At 42.9% G+C, this 20660-nt stretch carries 15 protein-coding genes and 1 other RNA gene; 12 read left to right on the top strand and 4 right to left on the bottom strand.

Translation table 11 applies throughout. The annotated features are described in order from the left end of the window. Position 1 precedes the first annotated feature (1 nt). The 3 genes from trpC to JMX96_RS05415 all read right to left on the bottom strand — a co-directional run bounded on the left by trpC (position 2) and on the right by JMX96_RS05415 (position 2885). Complete coding sequence (trpC, locus tag JMX96_RS05405) at positions 2-871, bottom strand: indole-3-glycerol phosphate synthase TrpC (RefSeq protein WP_201567934.1); 870 nt, start codon at positions 869-871, stop codon at positions 2-4. A gap of 170 nt (positions 872-1041) precedes the next feature. Then, a complete protein-coding gene (gene trpD, locus JMX96_RS05410) occupies positions 1042-2163 on the bottom strand; it encodes an anthranilate phosphoribosyltransferase (protein ID WP_201567936.1) in 1122 nt (373 codons plus the stop codon). Between the two features lie 98 nt (positions 2164-2261). Next, positions 2262-2885, bottom strand: a complete 624-nt coding sequence (locus JMX96_RS05415) for an anthranilate synthase component II (RefSeq protein WP_201567938.1) — start codon at positions 2883-2885, stop codon at positions 2262-2264. A gap of 828 nt (positions 2886-3713) precedes the next feature. On the opposite strand from JMX96_RS05415, the gene glnA reads away from it, so the two are divergent. Together glnA and JMX96_RS05425 are read left to right on the top strand one after the other, a co-directional pair. Continuing rightward, positions 3714-5123 carry a type I glutamate--ammonia ligase gene (gene glnA / locus JMX96_RS05420; protein ID WP_057760355.1) on the top strand — a complete coding sequence of 470 codons (1410 nt, stop codon included), beginning with the start codon at positions 3714-3716 and terminating at the stop codon, positions 5121-5123. 262 nt (positions 5124-5385) lie between these two features. After that, positions 5386-6069 carry a DUF4124 domain-containing protein gene (locus tag JMX96_RS05425; protein ID WP_227676934.1) on the top strand — a complete coding sequence of 228 codons (684 nt, stop codon included), beginning with the start codon at positions 5386-5388 and terminating at the stop codon, positions 6067-6069. 122 nt (positions 6070-6191) lie between these two features. Here the strand turns inward: JMX96_RS05425 and JMX96_RS05430 are convergent, their stop codons facing one another. Next, the gene (locus JMX96_RS05430; protein WP_102091728.1) at positions 6192-6908 is read right to left on the bottom strand and encodes an SIMPL domain-containing protein; all 717 of its coding nucleotides are present in this window, start codon (positions 6906-6908) and stop codon (positions 6192-6194) included. A gap of 315 nt (positions 6909-7223) precedes the next feature. Here JMX96_RS05430 and ffs point away from each other — a divergent pair. The 10 genes from ffs (at position 7224) to JMX96_RS05480 (ending at position 20631) form a co-directional block, all read left to right on the top strand. Continuing rightward, positions 7224-7320: signal recognition particle sRNA small type (gene ffs, locus JMX96_RS05435), an RNA gene on the top strand. Between the two features lie 268 nt (positions 7321-7588). Further along, entirely contained in the window at positions 7589-8185 is a 597-nt protein-coding gene (locus tag JMX96_RS05440) for a LemA family protein (protein WP_082624601.1), read from the top strand. Positions 8186-8198: 13 nt separating this feature from the next. Beyond that, positions 8199-11159 (top strand): M48 family metalloprotease, encoded by a 2961-nt coding sequence (locus JMX96_RS05445; protein WP_227676936.1) that lies wholly within the window; start codon positions 8199-8201, stop codon positions 11157-11159. A 114-nt stretch (positions 11160-11273) separates the two neighbouring features. Then, the gene (locus JMX96_RS05450; protein ID WP_201567943.1) at positions 11274-12200 is read left to right on the top strand and encodes a DNA polymerase III subunit psi; all 927 of its coding nucleotides are present in this window, start codon (positions 11274-11276) and stop codon (positions 12198-12200) included. A 92-nt stretch (positions 12201-12292) separates the two neighbouring features. Beyond that, positions 12293-13420, top strand: a complete 1128-nt coding sequence (serC, locus tag JMX96_RS05455) for a 3-phosphoserine/phosphohydroxythreonine transaminase (RefSeq protein WP_201567945.1) — start codon at positions 12293-12295, stop codon at positions 13418-13420. A 307-nt stretch (positions 13421-13727) separates the two neighbouring features. Then, positions 13728-15560 (top strand): extracellular solute-binding protein, encoded by a 1833-nt coding sequence (locus JMX96_RS05460; protein ID WP_201568050.1) that lies wholly within the window; start codon positions 13728-13730, stop codon positions 15558-15560. A gap of 324 nt (positions 15561-15884) precedes the next feature. Further along, positions 15885-16664 (top strand): hydroxyacylglutathione hydrolase, encoded by a 780-nt coding sequence (gene gloB / locus JMX96_RS05465; protein ID WP_201567954.1) that lies wholly within the window; start codon positions 15885-15887, stop codon positions 16662-16664. Between the two features lie 103 nt (positions 16665-16767). Continuing rightward, the gene (locus tag JMX96_RS05470; protein WP_179798986.1) at positions 16768-17838 is read left to right on the top strand and encodes a microcin C ABC transporter permease YejB; all 1071 of its coding nucleotides are present in this window, start codon (positions 16768-16770) and stop codon (positions 17836-17838) included. 62 nt (positions 17839-17900) lie between these two features. Beyond that, entirely contained in the window at positions 17901-18950 is a 1050-nt protein-coding gene (locus JMX96_RS05475; protein WP_227676949.1) for an ABC transporter permease, read from the top strand. Position 18951: 1 nt separating this feature from the next. Further along, complete coding sequence (locus JMX96_RS05480) at positions 18952-20631, top strand: ABC transporter ATP-binding protein (protein WP_201567956.1); 1680 nt, start codon at positions 18952-18954, stop codon at positions 20629-20631. Positions 20632-20660 lie beyond the last annotated feature (29 nt).

Consider the following 20660-nt stretch of genomic DNA (forward strand, 5'->3'; position numbering starts at 1 on the left):
TTTACCCGTCTGCTGCGACGCCCGCAAGTAAGGATTGTAACGCTTGTCCAGGATGATCAGTTTTCATAAATTGCTCACCGATTAGAAAGTGCTGAATATCATTACTTAGCATGAGACAGATATCATCACTGCTATGAATACCACTCTCGGTCACGATAAGTGGTTTTTGTTCAGCGCTATCAGTAGCGAGTGCGTCGTTTAAAATATTTTTCAGATCAAGCGTGGTTTGTAGGTCCACATCGAAGGTATTCAAATCACGGTTATTGATACCATAAATATTGTGCGCTGAGCTTGGCAACTGTAGCGCCCGCTTAAGCTCAGATTTAGTGTGCACTTCTATCAATACGTCCATACCAAGTTCAATACTGAGTGCATGTAGCTCTTGTACTTGGGCATCATCTAGGCAAGCCATAATGAGTAGGATGCAGTCAGCGCCCATTAGGTAAGATTGATAGATTTGATAGACATCAATCATAAAGTCTTTACGTAATATCGGTAAGCTTGAGGTATTAGCCGCTTGAATAAGGTAGCTGTCATCGCCTTGAAAGTAATCACGGTCGGTCAATACAGACAGACAACTAGCGCCCGCTTGCTCATACTGCTGCGCAAATAGAGCAGGGGTAAAGTTATGATTAATAATGCCTTTAGATGGTGAGGCTTTTTTAATCTCAGCAATGATACCGATACCGTTTTCTTTAGTGCCAGCAGCACGTAGCGCCGCGGCAAAGCCTCGACGCGGTTTATCATCAGCTGCGACCTGTGCTTGCAAGTCCTCTAAAGACAATGCTTCGCGAGCGGCTTTTACTTCTTCTACTTTGGTGGCGACAATACGCTGTAGCACTGATGGTATGTCTGAATTGGTTGTGGTCATACTGGTATCCGAATATCGTTAAATGTAAATACAGTCAGAGAACTATTAATAACTACTAAATGGCTACGGCATTGACCTTCTTAGATATACGACTTGTGCAATCTATGGTTGGCTGCCTGTTATCCTTTTTAAATTTCTTTGACTATAGACAGTATATAAATGCGTATAGATTAACCTTGAGCGACTAGCTGTTGGGTATAGTTGGCTAAAGACTCAAGTTTGAGTAAAGCATCGCCATTTTGAATGATTTTCTGTGCTCGGCTAACACCATTAGGGTAGTTGCTGGCAAGTCCTGCGGTGTATATCGCGGCACCTGCATTTAGCGCAATCATGTCACGTGCTTTAAGTACGGCACGGTCATGAGTGTCGGCTCCAGATAGCGCAGCACGAATCAACTCAAGACTTTGTGCTGGAGAGTCGACATCGAGGCCAATAAGAGTTTGTGACTCGATACCCGCATCTTCTGGCATCATGTCATAGACTGATATCTCGCCATCTTTTAGCTCAGCGACTGTAGTCGAAGTCGCAAGACTGATTTCATCAAGACCATCTTTTGCGCCTACTACCATAACATGACGTGCGCCTAGGTTTTTCATCACCTTAGCAATCGGCTCACATAACTGCGCGGTAAACACACCGATGACTAAATTTGGCGTGCCAGCAGGGTTGGTCAATGGGCCTAAAATATTAAAGATGGTACGTGCCTTTAGCTCACGGCGTACAGGGTTGGCGTAACGCATGGCGCTGTGATGATTGGGTGCAAATAAAAACCCGATACCTTGGTTTTCAATACAGTCTTTTGCTTGCTCTGGAGTGAGCGCAAGACTGATACCTGCTTGCCCAAGTAAGTCTGAACTACCAGATTTGGTCGAGACGCCTCGATTACCGTGCTTGGCAACTTGTGCACCAGCTGCCGCAACAACCAACGCCGATGCAGTTGAGACATTGAACAAGTTAGCACCATCACCGCCAGTACCAACGATATCTACCAAGTAATCGCAGTTCTTTGGTTCAATGTTGGCGGCTAGTGCACGCATGGCGCTGGCTGATGCAGTAATCTCGTCAATGGATTCGCCCTTCATGCGCAGCCCCGTCAAGATAGCGCCCATCATAGCGTCGCTGCATCTACCTTGCATGATAATCAGCATCACTTGATACATCTCATCAAAAGTTAAATCGATGTGTTGAAATATTCTACCCAAAGCTGTGGTTAACAGTTGATGCGTTTGCTCGTCAGACAATTTTGCAATACTCTCTGGCGTGTGTGTTTCTTCTGTTTTTGTCGTACTCATTATGGTCTCGCTTACTATTATTTTTTATATGAATCTGTGTGAAATTTGGTATGGGCTTATGAAAGCAGTATTTTTTACCGACGTGCTTTTAGTCAAATCTAGCCAACTTGTGGTAGCTCATCGGATGTCAGAGTAGCCAATCCGTGAGTTTGTAAAAAGTTATTGAGCAATTGGTAACCTGCTTCGCTCAATATCGACTCAGGATGAAACTGGACGCCTTCTACAGCAAACGCCTTATGGCGAATACCCATGATTTCCTCAATACTACCATCAGCATTCTGTGTCCATGCGGTGAGTTCAAGGCAGTCTGGTAGGCTTGTCTTATCAATGACGAGTGAATGATAGCGCGTAACCTGTGACGGGTTAGGTAATCCAGCAAACACACCTTGCTTGTTGTGATAGATAGCTGATAAGCGGCCATGCATGACTTCCCCAGCTTTGACCACTTGACCGCCAAAAGCTTGACCGATAGCTTGATGACCCAAGCAAATACCCAGTATAGGAATAATTCCTTTAAATGTCTCAATGGCTTGCAGCGAAATACCCGCACGGTCAGGATCGCACGGACCTGGGCCAATCACAATGACATCAGGTGCAAGGGTTTTAATCTGCTCAATGCTGACCTGATCATTACGCCAGACAGTGATGTCCTGCTTTAGCTCACCGAAGTACTGTACGATATTGTACGTAAAGCTATCGTAATTATCGATCATCAAAATCATTAAGGCTTCAACTTATCAGTTTCATTATATTTTTAACGTAAAATTGGTTGTCACTGTTATCGAGTCACTTGATTATCAAAGACAAGCAGCTATGACTATAACAGAGGGGGTTATTGCGCGCGGTTATCTTACCACTATTTTGTTTTCTATCAAATGTAAGGTATAGGCTATCTAAGTAAGCACCAAGTAAAAACACATTTTTTATTATTATGTCGATAACTAGGATAGTTTGCCCAGAGACAATGTTATAAATTCAGATATTAACATTGCACCAGAAAGTAGCATTGCAAGAATTCACATACTTGTATTTGCACCAATTAAGTGCCTTTGGTTCTCAACTGGTGCTCTGATTAAGTGCTATTCTAAAACCGAACTAGATGAGAATTAATTAATATATAACGATATTAATCGTATAAATCACTGTAAATATTGATAATTAAATTTATCTATAACTATATCTGTTATCAGAGTGTCAATACATTGGCATAGCCTTTGCATTATTGCTGTTATGATTATTTTTAAAGCCAAAAAATTGGTCTAAAAATAATTATTAACAAGAGCCCGAAGAGTTCAGCATTATGAGTTGTATATTGCTAGAATGTCGTTAGGATTGAATTGGCGTATATTAGACCATGTGCACAAATATTGGTCTGATCGAATAAACGCTTTAGATGAGCATCTTGACTAATACGCAAAATAGTGCTGATAATAAGCATAATATCGAATGCGCTGTTTTAGTATTGAGAGCACATCTGACATTCTTGGACAAGAACATCATATTAATAATTTTAAATCGCAATTACGTGATCAACACAACGGAGACTATTCATGTCGAATAAACTATTAGATCTTATCCAATCCTCTAATGCTAAATGGGTTGATTTTCGCTTTACTGATACACGCGGCAAAGAGCAGCACATCAGCTTCCCAGCGCATACCGTTGATGAAGATGTCATGGAAGATGGCAAAATGTTTGATGGCTCATCAATCGCTGGTTGGAAAGGTATCGAAGCGTCAGATATGATCTTGCGTCCTGATCCAGAAACTGCTTTTGTTGACCCGTTCTTTGACGCGGTGACTGTGGTAGTGACTTGCGATATCATCGAGCCATCAACGCTACAAGGTTATGACCGTGACCCACGTTCTATCGCACGTCGCGCTGAAGAGTATTTAAAGTCTACTGGTATCGGTGATACTGCTTACTTCGGTCCAGAGCCTGAGTTCTTTGTATTTGACGATGTTAAATGGTCAGTCGATATGTCTGGCGTTAGTCATAAAATCACGGCTGAAGAAGCAGCATGGTCGACTAACGAGACTTACGAGTGGGGCAACATGGCGCATCGCCCACGTGTGAAAGGCGGCTATTTCCCAGTACCACCAATCGATAGCTCACATGATATGCGTGCTGTTATGTGTGAACGCATCGAAGAAATCGTTGGTGAAGGTTCGGTTGAAGTTCATCACCATGAGGTTGCTTCTTGCCAGTCTGAGATTGGTGTTGCATTCAACACAATGGTACGTAAAGCGGATGAAGTTCAGCAATTGAAATATGTTGTTCATAACGTTGCGCATCAGTTTGGTAAAACAGCGACCTTTATGCCTAAGCCAATCGTTGGTGATAACGGTTCAGGTATGCACGTACATATGTCAATCTCAAAAGACGGCGTAAACACATTCTCTGGTGATGAGTATGCTGGTCTATCTGAAACAGCATTGTATTTCATTGGAGGTATTATCAAGCATGCTCGTGCGTTGAATGCGATTACCAACCCATCAACGAACAGCTATAAGCGCCTAGTTCCTCATTATGAAGCGCCTATTAAACTTGCTTATTCAGCATCTAACCGTTCAGCATCTATTCGTATTCCACACGTAAGTAGCCCGAAAGCGGTACGTGTAGAAGCCCGTTTCCCTGATCCAACGGCTAACCCATACTTAGCGTTTGCTGCACTATTGATGGCTGGCCTTGACGGTATCCAAAACAAAATGCATCCAGGTGAAGCTGCTGATAAAAACTTGTATGACTTGCCACCAGAAGAAGAAGCACAAATCCCAACGGTTGCAGAGAGCTTAGACGTTGCATTGCAAGCACTGCGTGACGATCATGACTTCTTATTAAAAGGCGATGTATTCACTGAAGACATGCTAGAAGCGTTTATCGCTTTGAAAGAAGAAGAAGTACAACGTCTGAACGTAACTGTACATCCTGTTGAATTTGACATGTACTACAGCTGCTAATTAGTCGCTAAAGCACTCAGTTATTTTGAGTCAAAAAAACCAGCTAAGTTATTCTTAGCTGGTTTTTTTATGCGTATCAATAAAGTATATCAGTCCAATTGCTGAATTTTCTTTGAAATCGCTACTGATTTCATGTCAAAACTCACGCATAATAGTTTTATAAAATTATATTAATAGTAGACACTATCTAGGTTGACGGATTATGACTTTATTAGCAAAACCGAGTTTTTTAAAGGGTAAGATAAGAGTTGGGTTATGGACTATGGTTGCTCTCGCTAGTCTTTGTGCACCTCTCACGAATGCTGCGCCTATTTACAAAGTGGTCGATGAGCAAACCGGTCAAGTCACCTTTACTGACCGTCCACAGGATTATGAGCAGCAAGCTGGCAAACAAATCAATCAAATGGCTATTACGACAGGTAATGAGACGAGCAGGTCAACTAATCTGAATACGACAACCAATTCTAATACAAGTCGCCAATCATCAAATGCGTCGCAGACAGCGACTACTACCGAGTCGCCTGCGATAAATACTAAGGTTGCCACGCCAGTAAACTATCAATTAGTCATTACTGAACCTAGCGAAGAGAGAGCCTATCGTCGTCCAGTACAGAATATCGATGTCAATGTGCAAATTAAGCCTGCGTTACAGGCAGGTGATAGCGCTCGTATTTATTTTGATGACAAAGAGGTTGCACAAGGTTTGAGCGCATCTATTGCTACTGTTGATGTTTTGCCAGGTGCTCATACAATCAAGGCGGTTGTACAAAGCGAAACTGGCCAAACACTTGAGCAAATCATACGTACCGTATATGTGATTCAAAACACGACCACATTGCAAGACAACAAAAGAAAGGCAGCGCAGCTGTTGGCTTATCAAAAGCTCGCTTGGTATCAAAAATTGATGCTAAAGCTGCGTCAACAGGAAGTTGCTCAGTCACAATGATGGTCTCAATAATGATTGAATATAATGAATAGATATTGCTAGCAAAATAAAAGGGCAAGCACCGTTAACGATGCTTGCCTTTTTTGATGTAAATCACTTATTTTATTTAACTATAAGCTGTCTTATTTAGTTAACTCGATGGTACCGTTAGCAGTCACCGAAATAGTGCTATTGCCAGACTCAAAGCTTTGGCTTGGTACTGACTCGTCTGCCATTCCTGATTTCATGCTCATAGCGCTATACATCGGACGTGGATAGTTGCTACCTGTGTTTAGGTTAACATTGACGACGCGGTAGCCACGAGCATCCCAAGCACGGGTAAGGCTCTTAGCTTGCTGCTGAAAAGCGCGAGAGGCTTCGGTCATTAGCTTTTGCTCTAGCGCATCTTTTTTGGTATCTGATACACCAAAGTTAAGATTGTCCATCACTAAGGTTTCTTGCAAATCAGCAATTAGTTGGCTGGTCGCTGAGAAGTCTGTACTTTTTAAGTCTATGTTTGCTTGACCTGTCCAGCCAATGATTTTATCGTTCTTGTCGTAGCGTGGATAGGTACGCTGTTGCCCTGTGCTCACGGTCACGCTAGGGTAGCGCTTGGCGATTTTCATGGCATTGTTGATTGAGGTGTTAAGCATTGTGGCTAAAGTCTTAGAGTCAGTTGCTTGTGCTTTTTTGTACAAGCTGGCGCGTACTTCGTCGTTCTGAATTTCTTCTTTTATTTCTGTCTGAAACGTCAGTTGATCATAGCCTGTTGGCTCGGCATGGGCGCTACCCATCATCGCTGTCATGAGACAAACCGTACCAGAAGCTAGTGCTGCTTTATTCAATAAAGTATTTTTCATTATTATCTCCTAAGTTGATTCTAATAATATATAAATGACAATTATCAACGCTCATTGCTCATTTATACACGAAAAGTTGTCCCTATTATTCTCTAGAAATCGACATGGGTGCAACTTCATTCACTAAAATAGCAAAATTCATATAAGTTGCTGTGAGAATTTTGTGACCTAAGTTACTGATATAATTTGTGCTCATACATTGCGAACATGAGCTAATGAACTAAATGACAGTGCTATTTAGGGTCTAAAGCAAACAGTTTTAAGATAGGGGTTGTAAAATTAAAAATTTCTTGTATAATTTGCGACTGGTGGCTCCATTGGTAGCCTCGCAACATTGTTCTATGAATCCCGCCAGGACCGGAAGGTAGCAACGGTAATAGTTATAGTGTGTGCCGAGGATGTGCTTTTGGAGTCGCTTTTTTTTGCCTAAAATTTGATAATTATATTTATAAAGTATAAAAGACATATTTGTGATGTATTAAGCCCTTCATTGTAAAGGGCTTTTTTTTGGTCAAAATTTTATCTGATGGTTATCTATTTGCTTATGTAGTTTTCAATTTAATTCCCTGTTCGATTTCCTTTGTAGTTCCGATCTAGTTCTAAGGTTTTATTGATTAATATGAGTTAAAATACAATGTATTAACTTTTTATTAACATTCTAGACACTTTGGAGTTTGATTATGAAGATGTTTGTTTGGCTATTCATTGCATTTGTGGTGTTGGTAGTTGTGTTTGGGGTATCTATTTTTAATAGATTGGTACGCGCACGTAACCAAGCAAAGAACGGCTTTGCGCAAATAGATGTGCAATTAAAGCGTCGTCATGATCTGATTCCAAACTTGGTCGAAACTGCCAAGCGTTATTTGAGTCATGAAGAAGAAACACTCACTCGCGTCATTAGCGCACGTAATCACGCCCAAGATCTACAAGACTCTAATAAACATCAGCCAGACTCACTAGAGCATATGGCACTGTTTGCAAAAGCAGAAGGTATGTTGTCCAAAGCATTGAGTCAATTCTCCGCTGTCGTCGAAGCCTACCCAGAGCTCAAAGCCGATAGTATGATCAAGGAACTCATGGACGAATTAACCAATACGGAAAATCGCATTGGATTTGCGCGTCAGCATTATAATGATAGCGTGATGTTTTATAATAATGATCGTGAAGTATTCCCGAATAACCTCGTTAGTACGACGTTTGGCTTTCGTCCGCTCAGTCAGTTGGTATTCGAAGACAGAGAAGCGATTGCTCAGGCACCGATTGTCAACATGGGCTAAGGTTTAGACAATTTTGGCGAACTCTAGGCAGCCTAATCTGATGGATTTTTTTGGTGAACAGCGGATACGTACGCGGCGCAGTCTATTACTCTATGGACTATTTTTCCTGATTGTACTTGCTCATATGGCTGTAGGACTGGCTGTCATGTCTATACTGCTGACAGTATTTACAGGCAGTATATATCATTGGGTATTGGTTCTGGTCATTGTCTTGACGTTAGGCAGTTTCGTTGGTGGTAGTTTTTTAGAGTATCGACGCCTGCGAGCAGGTGGCCGCGCTATTGCTCAGCGAGTAGGAGCAGTTAGGCTGTTTATTGATAACAGTCAAGAAGCATGGGAGCACAGTCAAGGAGTCGCTCATCAACACGAAGCAGAAGAAAAGGTTCGCTATAGTTCACGTAATATAGCAGTACGTGACGAGCGCGATTTTCCGCCCGTTTATCGTCGCTACTATGAGATTGCACAGCAACTGGCTATTGCTTCAGGTTTGCAAACCCCTATTTTGTACGTGTTACCTGACGAGCAGGGTATCAATGGTTTCGTCGCTGGTCGCCATAGCTCAGATATGGTACTCGTCGTTACTCAAGGTGCGTTAGATAAACTGTCTGATGAGGCGCTATACGGACTCATTGGTCATGAATATGGTCATATATTGCACGGTGATGCTACGTTCAACTTACAGCTGATGGTGGTATTGGCAGGCTTGCAGATACTATACGACTGGAGTGACCCAATCTCTAATCGTCTCTCTAATTATAGTCACTTTGATAGCGATAGTATCTCTCAAAAGTCTCTATCACAGAGACAGGTTGATATGCTAGCGCGTAACACAGAAGCGCAAACGGCCAATTTTACTACGCATAGTGAATGGGTCGCTTACTGGCAGCAGCAATCACAACAACAGCAGTCCTCAGCCAAGCGTCAGTCTAAATGGGTACAAACGCCATCTATAATAGAGCGTCAAGCCCCGCGTAGTGTCTGGACATTGCTACTGCATGGTTTAAGCTTCTCTAGTATGGCAAGCGCGCAGTTGATTAAGCACAGTTTTAATCGTGAGCGCGAGCTACTTGCTGACGCCACCAGTGTTCAATTGACACGTACGCCTGCGATTATAGAAACCTTAAAAGCCATTCATCAAGACTCGCTCGGCTCGCGTTTGTCTGGCATCGCCGATATCAATGGACTCAGTCATTTTTTCTTTGCTAGTAGTGGGGCAGACTTGGGTGATGTGTCATGGTTTGCCACCCATCCAAGCTTGACTGAGCGTATGAGCGCTATTAATGCGGATGCTTATCATCAGTTTGCGGTACAAGTTGCCAAAGAAAAGCGAATAAATCAGCAAAAGGTTAAAGAAATATATAGGCAACGCCGCTTAGGTGATTGGGGAATAACAAAAGAAAATAGCCTAAGTGAAGATTTACTAGAAAAAAACGTGCAGCATTCGTCAATATTTGAGACTCAAAAAGCTGCAACGATTAATACAGGTGACACTAAACAGACAAGTGACGGAAAAGTTCTTGCTGAGTCTACAAGAGACAGTCGTAATAAAGATAGTAGTAAATCAGAAGGTGATGATGGTTTAGAGTTTACCGTAGACGCTGATGTGGTGGTCGATGGGCGGCTTCAAGTACAGGCCGAAGACGTTGGCGTTCATCAGCTATTAAAACCGTGGCAGTCCAAACCTAACGCTGATCTACCAGAAAACACACTAATTGGATTTAATGATATTCAGAAGGTGTCACTACCTCAGTATATACTCAACCATAGTCATCATCCTCTAGGTGCGCTAGCATTAATAGAAGCTGTCTTGCTTTGTCATCAGCATCAACTCTTATCAACGACTGCCACTTATAGTTTGAATGATATTTGGAATGAAGGCTTCTCTGATGCGACTGACTCGACTTCCCATGAGAAAATATTACCACATAGGATAGATACTAAGCTGATGACAGTAATAGCCAGTTTGGACAGGCGTTTAGACAGCGCTTTGATTGAGCTCGCCTTAAACCAATTGCATCAAAAGAATTTATCTGAACTATCTATCGAAAATCTACAGCTCAAAAGTAAAAACGATCATAGTCACGACAGTCATCAGTACTATAAAAAACAAGAGAAATGCCGTACGATGTTGTTGCGTTATCAGCAGGGCATATTTGAGTTATTTAACCAACAGCTGACATCTGACTTAACCAAAAGCTTAGCTTATGATTCGTCAGATCAAAATATACCTAGTGATAACGCTCATGCAATTGCTCTGAATAACTCGTTAGTTTCAACACTTCAAAAATCGCCAATATTATCATTATGGCGAGCGCTACATTTGCAGCAGTTGCTACCGATATTGTCTGAAGTTTTACATGATACAGACGCGCAGTCTCTATGGCCGCAAATACTAAAGACTGGTATGGAAGACGTAAGGGCGCAACTAGATCCTTCGGGTCAAGTGTTTACAGGGCTTAGTAAATCAGAAGTATCAGTTGTTATCTTATTGGCTTATCGACTATCAAAAGATGCAAAAGGCCAGATGATCTCAATGCATGACCGATCGTTATTGAGTGAAGGTAACGACAGTGTGGCGCATTATATTGTAGATTTGAGACGGCATGCGCGCTTGATTGATATTGATCTTATGACAGTAAGCGATGTTAATTTACAGTGGCTATTATTGACCGCACAGCACTTGAATAGCATTCAGTTATTGGCGATTATTTCTGCGGTTCCTGTCTCTGCCAATCACTTTATCAAGCGCGTGATAGGTGCTCAGAATGCTGATAATTATCGAGAGAAGCAACAGGATGGTAGCCAAATAGATTATAATGAAAGTGAGATGAACCAGCCGACTCATAATGAGTATCGCCAATGGCTAAGTACGTTGCATACAGTGATGTTACACGATACGATAATCAGCCAAGATGAATACGATTGTTTGTTGGCAATATCAGAGCGTTGGCTCGGTATTCGACAGCTGTTTTGATGGGCATGTATTTATTACTTAATTGATAGTACAGCGCATGCTTAATGAGAGCTGCCAAAACCATAAAAACATCTATAAATGATATAAACAAAATGAGTAGGATAGTAGAGTCGAATGAGTGATACCCAAGACCCGCTAACTGTATTACAGCGCCATATGCAGCAACGCCAAATTTTAGCGATGATGGGTATCAATCAGTGGGTGCAGCCTGAGTCAAAAACCATCAATATGGCTGACATTGCGACAGCTTCGGTTGAGCAATCACATATTGATTCCACTGATATTGAGTCTAATAACAATGAAGTAGTAGCGAGCGTTGGAGTGGTAGATACAGTTGATCAACCGACTGATGGTTATGATATCAATGATTACAATGCTAACGGCTATGTTGCCGATGAGTATGATGCTGATTTGCAAGCTACCACTGAACAGACGGCTAGTGAGCAAAGTCCTGTTACCTATAGTTTTGATTCCGTTGATTCGAGTGCTGCTAGTTCAAATATTGTTAGTTCAAGTACTGGGTCTAACTATCATGACATCCCAAGTACTGCATCGAACCAAACTGCTGTAACCTCTACGAATGCACCTATTGAGCAACCTCAATTTGCGCAGAATAATTTTCTACAGAGCGATTTTCCGCAAAGTAATAATGATGACAGCATAAATGATGATAGCTTAAAAAAAGTAGCACCATTTGACCTGCAAGGTGGCCGCTATGGTGACTGGGTAATATTGGTTGATATCAAAGCGCTAAATAGTGACAGTCAAAAACTATGGCAAAACATCACCCAAGCGCTATCAATCACTTGCGAGACCACCTCATTTCCGATTTGTGATGGTATGGATACTGCTGAGCTTGCCAATGCCAGTCTTGCAGGATATATTTTTCGAATTGGCCGAAGCGAAGAGATAAAAGTTGCTGCACTGACAGCGTTACCTGACGGCCTCCAACATCCCAATCTGACGACTGTGCCGACATTAGAAGAAATGCTCGTAGACAGTGATACTAAACGTCAGCTGTGGGAACAGATATCTCATTGAGTTGTATAAAAACTAACATCGATACCAATGCCTTTATCAACAAACTGAAATAAAAAACATCCTTTTATTTCATCATACCTAGGACTGTGATTATGCCTACAACCCCAACGTCTACAGCAACTGCCACACCGCATCGCCTGCCAAATTTTTGTGCTGGACCTGCTACCATGCCAACAGCCGTATTAGAGCGCGCACAGAGCGAACTGCTTGATTGGCAAGGTCGCGGCCTATCGGTCATGGAAGTCAGTCATCGTAGCAAAGAGTATATGGCCATTACTGACAAAGCAGAAGCTAAGCTACGCACGCTTATGGAAATACCAGATAACTATAAAGTGCTGTTTTTGCAAGGTGGCGCTAGTTTACAGTTTTCTGCGATTCCATTGAACCTGTTAAATGGTGGACGCGGTGACTATTTGACGACAGGCGCATGGTCAGGTAAAGCGATCAAGGAAGCCAAGCGCTATGAAGCACTGGGTCTGGGCGAGATTAACCTAGTTGCGACTGGTAAAGAGAATAACTTTACTGACGTACCAGCGCAAAGCGATTGGAATATCAGTAAAGACGCCGCTTATTTTCATTATTGTGCCAATGAAACAATTCATGGTCTACAGATATTTGAGCCACCACAAATAGATGCACCAATCATTGCTGATATGTCATCTTGTATCTTGTCGCAGCCGATAGACGTGTCTAAATTTGGCATGATCTACGCGGGCGCACAGAAAAACATTGGTCCTGCAGGTCTGGTTATTGTCATTATCCGTGATGATTTGATGGGGCAAGCAAGTGAATGGTGTCCTATGCTGCTGAATTATGAGCATCAAGCTGATAAAGAGTCTATGTCTAACACGCCAGCGACGTACTCTTGGTATTTAGCTGGGTTAGTGTTTGATTGGTTGGAAGAGCAGGGTGGTGTGGCTGCCATCGGTAAAATCAATCAGCAAAAAGCCGACTTACTTTATAAGACAATCGATGAGAGCAGTTTTTATAATAATCCAGTAGATTCTAAGTATCGCTCTATCATGAACGTGCCGTTTACTTTAGCAGACAGCAGCCTTGATAAAGTATTCTTAGAAGAGTCAGAAAAAGCTGGCTTGTTAAATCTGAAAGGTCATCGTGATGTGGGCGGTATGCGAGCCAGTATCTACAATGCTGTGCCACTTGAATGGGTACAGCAGTTGGTTGACTTTATGATTGCTTTTGAAAAAAAGCACGCCTAAGCAAAATAGTAACCGCTAGCGTAGAAAGTCTTGCTATATAAAATGTACATCAAGAAAGGCGCAACTAATCATGGTTGCGCCTTTTTATATTTATAAAGAGACAGTTTGGTTATGCTAGCGCGTAGTAATAATGTTTTGCCGTGGATATCGTTTAATGCTATCACCATTAAACGATATCCACGGCAAACCATTAGGTTAAAAAACCTAAGTTTGTTATGATAAAATTTTGCTATAACGCTGTTTTGCTGTCAGGCTTTACGTTTTGATATTTATATTGGTTAGCATAGAGGTTTGTTATAACGTCATGATAATAAAAAATGCCCTGTTAAAGGCTGTATTGCTAACCATCACCGTCAGTTGGATACCGAGCAGTATCGCTGCACCTATCACGACGACCGCGCTTGGTCACAATAGTCCTACTGAGTACATCGATGCACCTTACTTACCTTATGCCAATCCAAAAGCGCCATCAGGGGGTACGCTGTCTCTAGATGCTCGCGGTACGTTTAATAGCGCCAACAAATGGATGACCACAGGTGTGGCGATGATTGGCACAGACTATCTGTATGATACTTTGATGACTGGTTCATTAAATGAAGCATTTACCATGTATCCACAGCTGGCAAGTAAAGTGACATATGATCCAGACGATACGAGCTGGATTATCTATCATCTCAATCCTAATGCTAGTTTTTGGGATGGGTCGGGTGTGACCAGTCGCGATGTAAAAGCAACTTTTGAGGCGATATTGAACAAAGGCCCCATGTATATTCGCAGTTATCTAAGTGATATCAAAGACATTCAAATCATTAATGATCAACAAGTAAAGTTTGTCTTTGCCTCTGCTGACAACAAAGAGATTTTACTGACCGTTGGCCAGTTTCCTATATTTGCCAAATCTTCCATTGATACCGATTTTGAGAAAATCAGTCTGTCACCATTGATGGGTAGTGGTCCTTATAAATTGGGACGCGTCGATGCGGGACGTTCGGTAAGTTATATACGTGATCCCAATTATTGGGGGCGTGATTTGATGGTCAATCGTGGCCGCTACAACTTTGATATGATCAAGTTTGTTTATTATCAAAGTGATGAAATTGCCTTTGAAGGTTTTAAATCTGGTCAATATCGTTTTCGCCCCGAAAATAAAGCATCGAACTGGGTAACTGGGTATAATTTCCCCGCAGTGAAAGTAGGGCTTATCCAAAAAGAGACGATAACCAGTCAAAATCCGGTTCCGATGCAAGCATTGGTCATGAATTTGCGCCGTCCAATCTTTCAAGATATCAAAGTTCGCCAAGCACTGACGGCTGCTTATGATTTTGAATGGATGAATAAAACCTTATTTCACGGGCAGTATGAACGTTTGCAAAGCTTTTTTCATGGATCAGAGCTTGCTGCAACGGGTACGCCATCTGATGCAGAAATGCAGGTATTGACACCGTTATTGTCTGAGCTCGAACCGATTCAACGTAAAGCAACATTAGCAGAATGGCAGCTACCCACCAGTGATGGGAACGGCTTTAATCGTCAAGGGTTATTAGAGGCGCGTAAGCTTCTATTAGAGGCTGGGTTTTATTATGAGGATATGAAACTATATCAGCCTGATGGATCGCTTGCCCAGATTGAGGTTTTAATGACAGGCGAGACCATGGGCCGTGTATTATTGCCTTATATTCGCAATCTAAAACGCTTGGGATTTGATGCAACATTGCGCCAAGTCGATGGGCCGCAATATTATGAGCGTATGCGCCGTTTTGACTATGACATGGTCGTGGACGTATTTGCTCAAAGTCTATCTCCTGGTGCTGAACAAGCGGCATTCTGGGGAAGCGCTGCTGCTGACGAGCCGGGTAATCATAACAGTGCTGGTATCAAGAATGCAGCCGTCGATAAAGTCGTTGCTGCCCTTGGTAATGCTAAAAATCGTGACGAGATTGTACTGTATACACAGGTGTTAGATAGGTTATTGCGGGCAGGACATTATGTTGTACCGCTATACGGCAAATCTGGTACCAATGTCGCCTATTGGGATCAGTATCGCCATACCGAAAAGCTACCGACCAATGCTGTTGGTATCGATTATTGGTGGGTCGATAAAGAGGCAGAAGGGCGCATCAATAAATATTTAAAGCAGTAGACAGTATTTATTATAAAGTTTGACCCGATAACAACGGACAGCTGAGCATAGATGCTGTTGTTATCGAATATATTCTGTTGGTATCAAATAACAGTTAGATTAGGGCGTGTCCTCATTTTAAAAATGGTGATAAAAATGAGATAAATTGCCGTCAAACGAGGAAAATAGTGCAGATAATATCGAGATATTGACCAACTATTTGACGATGTTTGGCAAAATTTAGCTGTTTTTAGCCCATTTAGAGGACACTCGTTTGAATTGAGGACACGCCCTAGATAACTCAAAATAACACGTAACAAAAATAACTACCGGTAAGGATTTAACATGAGTATCCGTATTCACCCAATCAAAGCATTTAGCGATAACTATATCTGGACATTGATTAATGAAAATAATAAGCAGGCGATTGTTATTGATCCAGGTCAAGCCCAGCCGGTCATTGATTATCTAGAGACGCATGAGCTTGAGCTAACCTCGATTTGGACGACTCACCATCATCATGATCATATCGGCGGCGTCGCAGAGTTACAGGAATCGTATCCGATGACTCATCTGGTTGCGCATAGTGAGCATGGTGTCGATGAGGATCAAACTATCAAAGACGGTAGCACGGTAAGCGCATGGGGCTGCTCTGCGCAAGTCTGGGATGTGTCAGGGCATACCGCTAGCCATATGGCCTATATCTTAGATATCGATGGACAAAAGCACTGCTTTTGCGGTGATACGTTGTTTAGTGCAGGTTGCGGGCGTGTGTTTACTGGTACGATTGAGCAACTGCATGAGAGCTTTAAGCGTTTGAACGGCTTGCCTTATGAGGCGCTACTGTATCCTGCGCATGAATATACGGCCAGTAACCTACGTTTTGGCCTGTCTATTGAACCTGACAACGAAGCGATGCAGCAAGCCTTAGCACGAGCAGAGGCGCAAACTGAGCAAGGCATGGCAACGCTACCAGTGACACTAGAGCATGAATGCACGGTAAATGTGTTTTTACGTACACAAGAGCCAAGTGTAATCGCAGGAGTGAAATCCAAAATGTCTATCGATGATGAGAAGTCGTTAACGGTATTTGCAGCGTTACGTGAGCTAAAAAACAACTTTTAAAGCAAGTTTTTAACAAATAGTTTGCTTTTAAGAACCTCTTTAACATAACGCAATTCGCTGCTGAACGTCATTGCCCTCTCTCTTTATTTAGGAAGTCGCCATTATGGGTCGTTATATCTTAAAAAGACTACTACTGATATTGCCGACACTATTTTTGATATTGCTTGCCAACTTTGTGATCGTACAGGCGGCACCAGGCGGGCCTGTTGAGCAGCAGCTGGCACTTATCGAGCAGGGTGCAAAAGACAATGCGCTTGGCGGTAATATCGGCGCGGGCAGTGCAGGTGGGAATGACAGCACTTATCAAGGCACGCGTGGTCTCTCTGAGGAGATGGTCGCCGCAATCAATGCCCAATATGGCTTTGATAAATCTGCCCCAGAGCGATTTTGGCTTATGTTAAAGAACTACGCTCAGCTAGATTTTGGTGAGTCGTTTTTTAAAGGGCAGTCGGTGACCGATCTTATCGTAGAGAAGTTGCCAGTCTCGATATCGCTTGGGCTGTGGAGTACGCTGCTCATCTATATGATCGCCATTCCGTTAGGCGTCTATAAAGCGATGCATCATGGCTCAGGCATTGATAAAGCCACGGCTATGCTGCTGGCGATCGGACATGCGATACCTGTATTTGTCTTTGCTGTGATTTTATTGGTGTTTTTTGCGGGTGGCAGTTACTGGAATATCTTTCCATTACAGGGACTGACGTCCGAAAATTTTGATCAGCTAAGCGCTCTTGGTAAAGTAAAAGATTATTTTTGGCATTTGGCGTTACCGCTGCTGGCGAGTACCGTAGGCGGTTTTGCAGGTTTGACCTATTTGACCAAATTCAGCTTTTTAGAGGAACTGGGCAAGCAGTATGTACTGACCGCTCGTGCTAAAGGCTTAGGTGAGCGTCAGGTGCTATACGGACATGTGTTTCGCAATGCAATGTTGATTATCATTGCAGGTATTCCAGCCGCTATCGTTGGTATCTTCTTTGCGGGTAACTTCTTGATTGAAATTATCTTTAAACTTGATGGCCTCGGTTTGCTAGGGTTTGAAGCCATTCAACAACGCGATTATCCAGTGATATTTGGCACGCTATTTATCTTTACCTTAGTGGGGCTGCTACTGCAATTAATCAGTGATTTGAGCTATCACTTAATCGATCCTCGTATTGATTTTGAGGGGCGCTAATGTCAAATAATAAACCTTCATCAAAGAGCAGTCCTATTAATAGCGAACCAGATAAATCGCCAATGCTTGAGCAGCTATCTACCACAAAAAAGCAACGATTGAACCCTATATGGCAAGCGCGTTTAAATCGCTTTCGCCAAAATCGACTTGGAGTGATATCGCTGTTTGTTTTCGCAGTGATATTTGTCATCTGCATGGCGGCTAATGTCATTGCCAATGACAAACCATTATTAGTGCAGTATCAAGGCGATTATTACTTTCCGGTATTAAAGGCCTATCCTGAAACGACGTTTGGCGGTGTATTTGAGACCGAAACCAATTATAAAGATCCTGCAGTGCAGTCGCTGATTGATGAGCAAGGGTTTTATATGATGCCGCCTATCCCGTTTGCCGACCAGACACCGAATGTCGAGCTTGGTTTGCCTTATCCAGCAGCGCCCAATGCCCAGAACTGGCTTGGTACTGATGATATGGGGCGTGATGTGCTGGCACGGATACTTTATGGTATGCGAGTGTCGTTACTGTTTGGTCTGGCTTTGACGCTTGCGGGCGCACTGATTGGGATTATCGTTGGTGCGGTACAAGGTTATTATGGCGGTTGGGTAGATCTGGCAGGGCAGCGATTTATGGAAGTATGGGGCGGTATGCCTCAGCTGTTTATGATTATTATTTTGGTCAGTCTGTTTAGTCCTAGCATTATTATGCTGTTTGCCATGATGCTACTGTTCGGTTGGATGGGTTTGGTCGGTTTGGTACGGGCAGAGTTTTTGCGAGCCCGCAACTTTGACTATGTGCGAGCTGCACGCAATTTAGGCGTTTCGGACAGCCAAATCATGCTTAGACATATCTTACCTAATGCATTAGCTTCTAGCTTGTCGCAGTTGCCATTTATTTTAACGGCTAATATTATCGCCTTAACCGCGCTGGATTTCTTGGGATATGGATTGCCACCTGGCTCACCGTCTCTTGGTGAGCTAATGGTACAAGGGAAGAACAACCTTGATGCACCATGGCTTGCCTTGTCAGGATTCTTTAGTTTGACCTTTATTTTGTCATTGCTCATCTTCGTTGGCGAAGCGCTGCGTGATGCATTTGATCCGAGGCGTTCTTAATATGACTAAAAATATTATCGCCACTGAGCAACACAACGCACCAGATGAATGTCTGAATCATGCACAAGATAAGCTTATGCTGACAGTAGATAGATTAACTATTACTACGACTACAGGTGTCCAGTTGGTCGATGCGCTGTCTTATGAGCTAAGACAAGGGCAAACTTTGGCTATCGTTGGTGAGTCAGGCTCTGGCAAATCGATCGCCAGTCTTGCGCTACTAGGTCTGTTACCAGATAGTTTAACGATTACTGGTGAAGTTCAGTTGGCAAGTACGGCAGGTATGTCTACCTTGCCCATATCCAATGATAAGGCGCGTAATGCTGCATTGCGGTCTATTCGTGGACAGCGGATTGGTATGGTATTTCAGGAGCCGATGACCGCATTAAATCCGTTGCATACGGTCGCCAAACAAATCGCTGAATCGTTGCGTCTAAGCGGAATACCTAAGAAGCAATGGCGAGACATTAGCATTGCTTTGCTAAATGATGTCAATATTGCAGATCCTGCTGACAAATTGAACCGTTACCCACATGAGTTATCAGGTGGTCAGCGTCAGCGAGTAATGATTGCCATGGCATTGGCTCAGCAGCCTGATATTTTAATCGCTGATGAGCCAACGACTGCACTCGATGTGACGTTGCAGCATGAGATTTTGGCGCTATTAGATGATCTCAAACGTCAGCATAATATGGCGATGATATTAATCAGTCATGATCTCAACCTAGTCAGACGCTATAGTGATGAGGTCATCGTCATGCGTCATGGTCAAACCATTGAGCAGGGTCAAACGTCAGCGGTATTTAGTCAGCCCAAAGCCGATTATACTCGGACGCTTATTCAGCAAGACTTTGGTCAAGCATTGACCATAGAAGACGATAACGCGGATAAGCACCCAAGCGTACTAGAAGTGAAGCGTCTTAACGTACAGTTCCCAATTGAAAAAGGTCTGTTTGGTGGTACCAAGCGCTGGTTCGATGCGGTCAAAGATGTCGATATGAGGCTACAAAAAGGCCAAGCATTGGGTATCGTCGGTGAGTCTGGCTCTGGAAAAACCACCATTGCGCTGGCGCTTAGCCAACTACTGAGCAATCAAGCACGTGTGAATGGGCAGATAGTGGTCAACGGGCAAGATATTTCGATATTGTCCAAAAAAGCGCTACGTAACTTCCGCGCGCAGATACAGATGGTATTTCAAGATCCATTTGCCAGTATTAATCCGCGTATGACGGTCATGCAAATCGTTGAAGAAGGGCTGCTGGTACAAGGCGTGGATAAAGTCGCCCGTCAGCAAGCGGTGCTAGATAGTCTTGCTACAGTACATTTGCCTTTAGCATTTGCGCAGCGTTATCCGCATGAGCTGTCAGGTGGCCAGCGTCAACGCGTGGCACTGGCGCGCGCACTCATTATGAAGCCAAGCTTACTTATATTAGATGAGCCGACCTCCGCGCTCGATAGTACCACACAGATAACAGTAGTTAGTTTATTACGTGAAATCCAAGAAAGACTGCAAATCAGCTATGTTTTTATCAGTCATGATCTCAAAGTAGTACGCGCACTGTGTCAGCATATTATGGTGTTAAAACAAGGCACTTGCGTAGAGTCTGGACGTACCGAAGATCTCTTTAATCATCCACAACATATTTATACTCAGCAACTGCTAAAGGCAAGTACTGACTAGTTTAAACGACTTACTGTAGCCAATTAGAC

It is taken from the genome of Psychrobacter sp. JCM 18900, from assembly GCF_904846625.1.
Lineage (GTDB): Bacteria > Pseudomonadota > Gammaproteobacteria > Pseudomonadales > Moraxellaceae > Psychrobacter.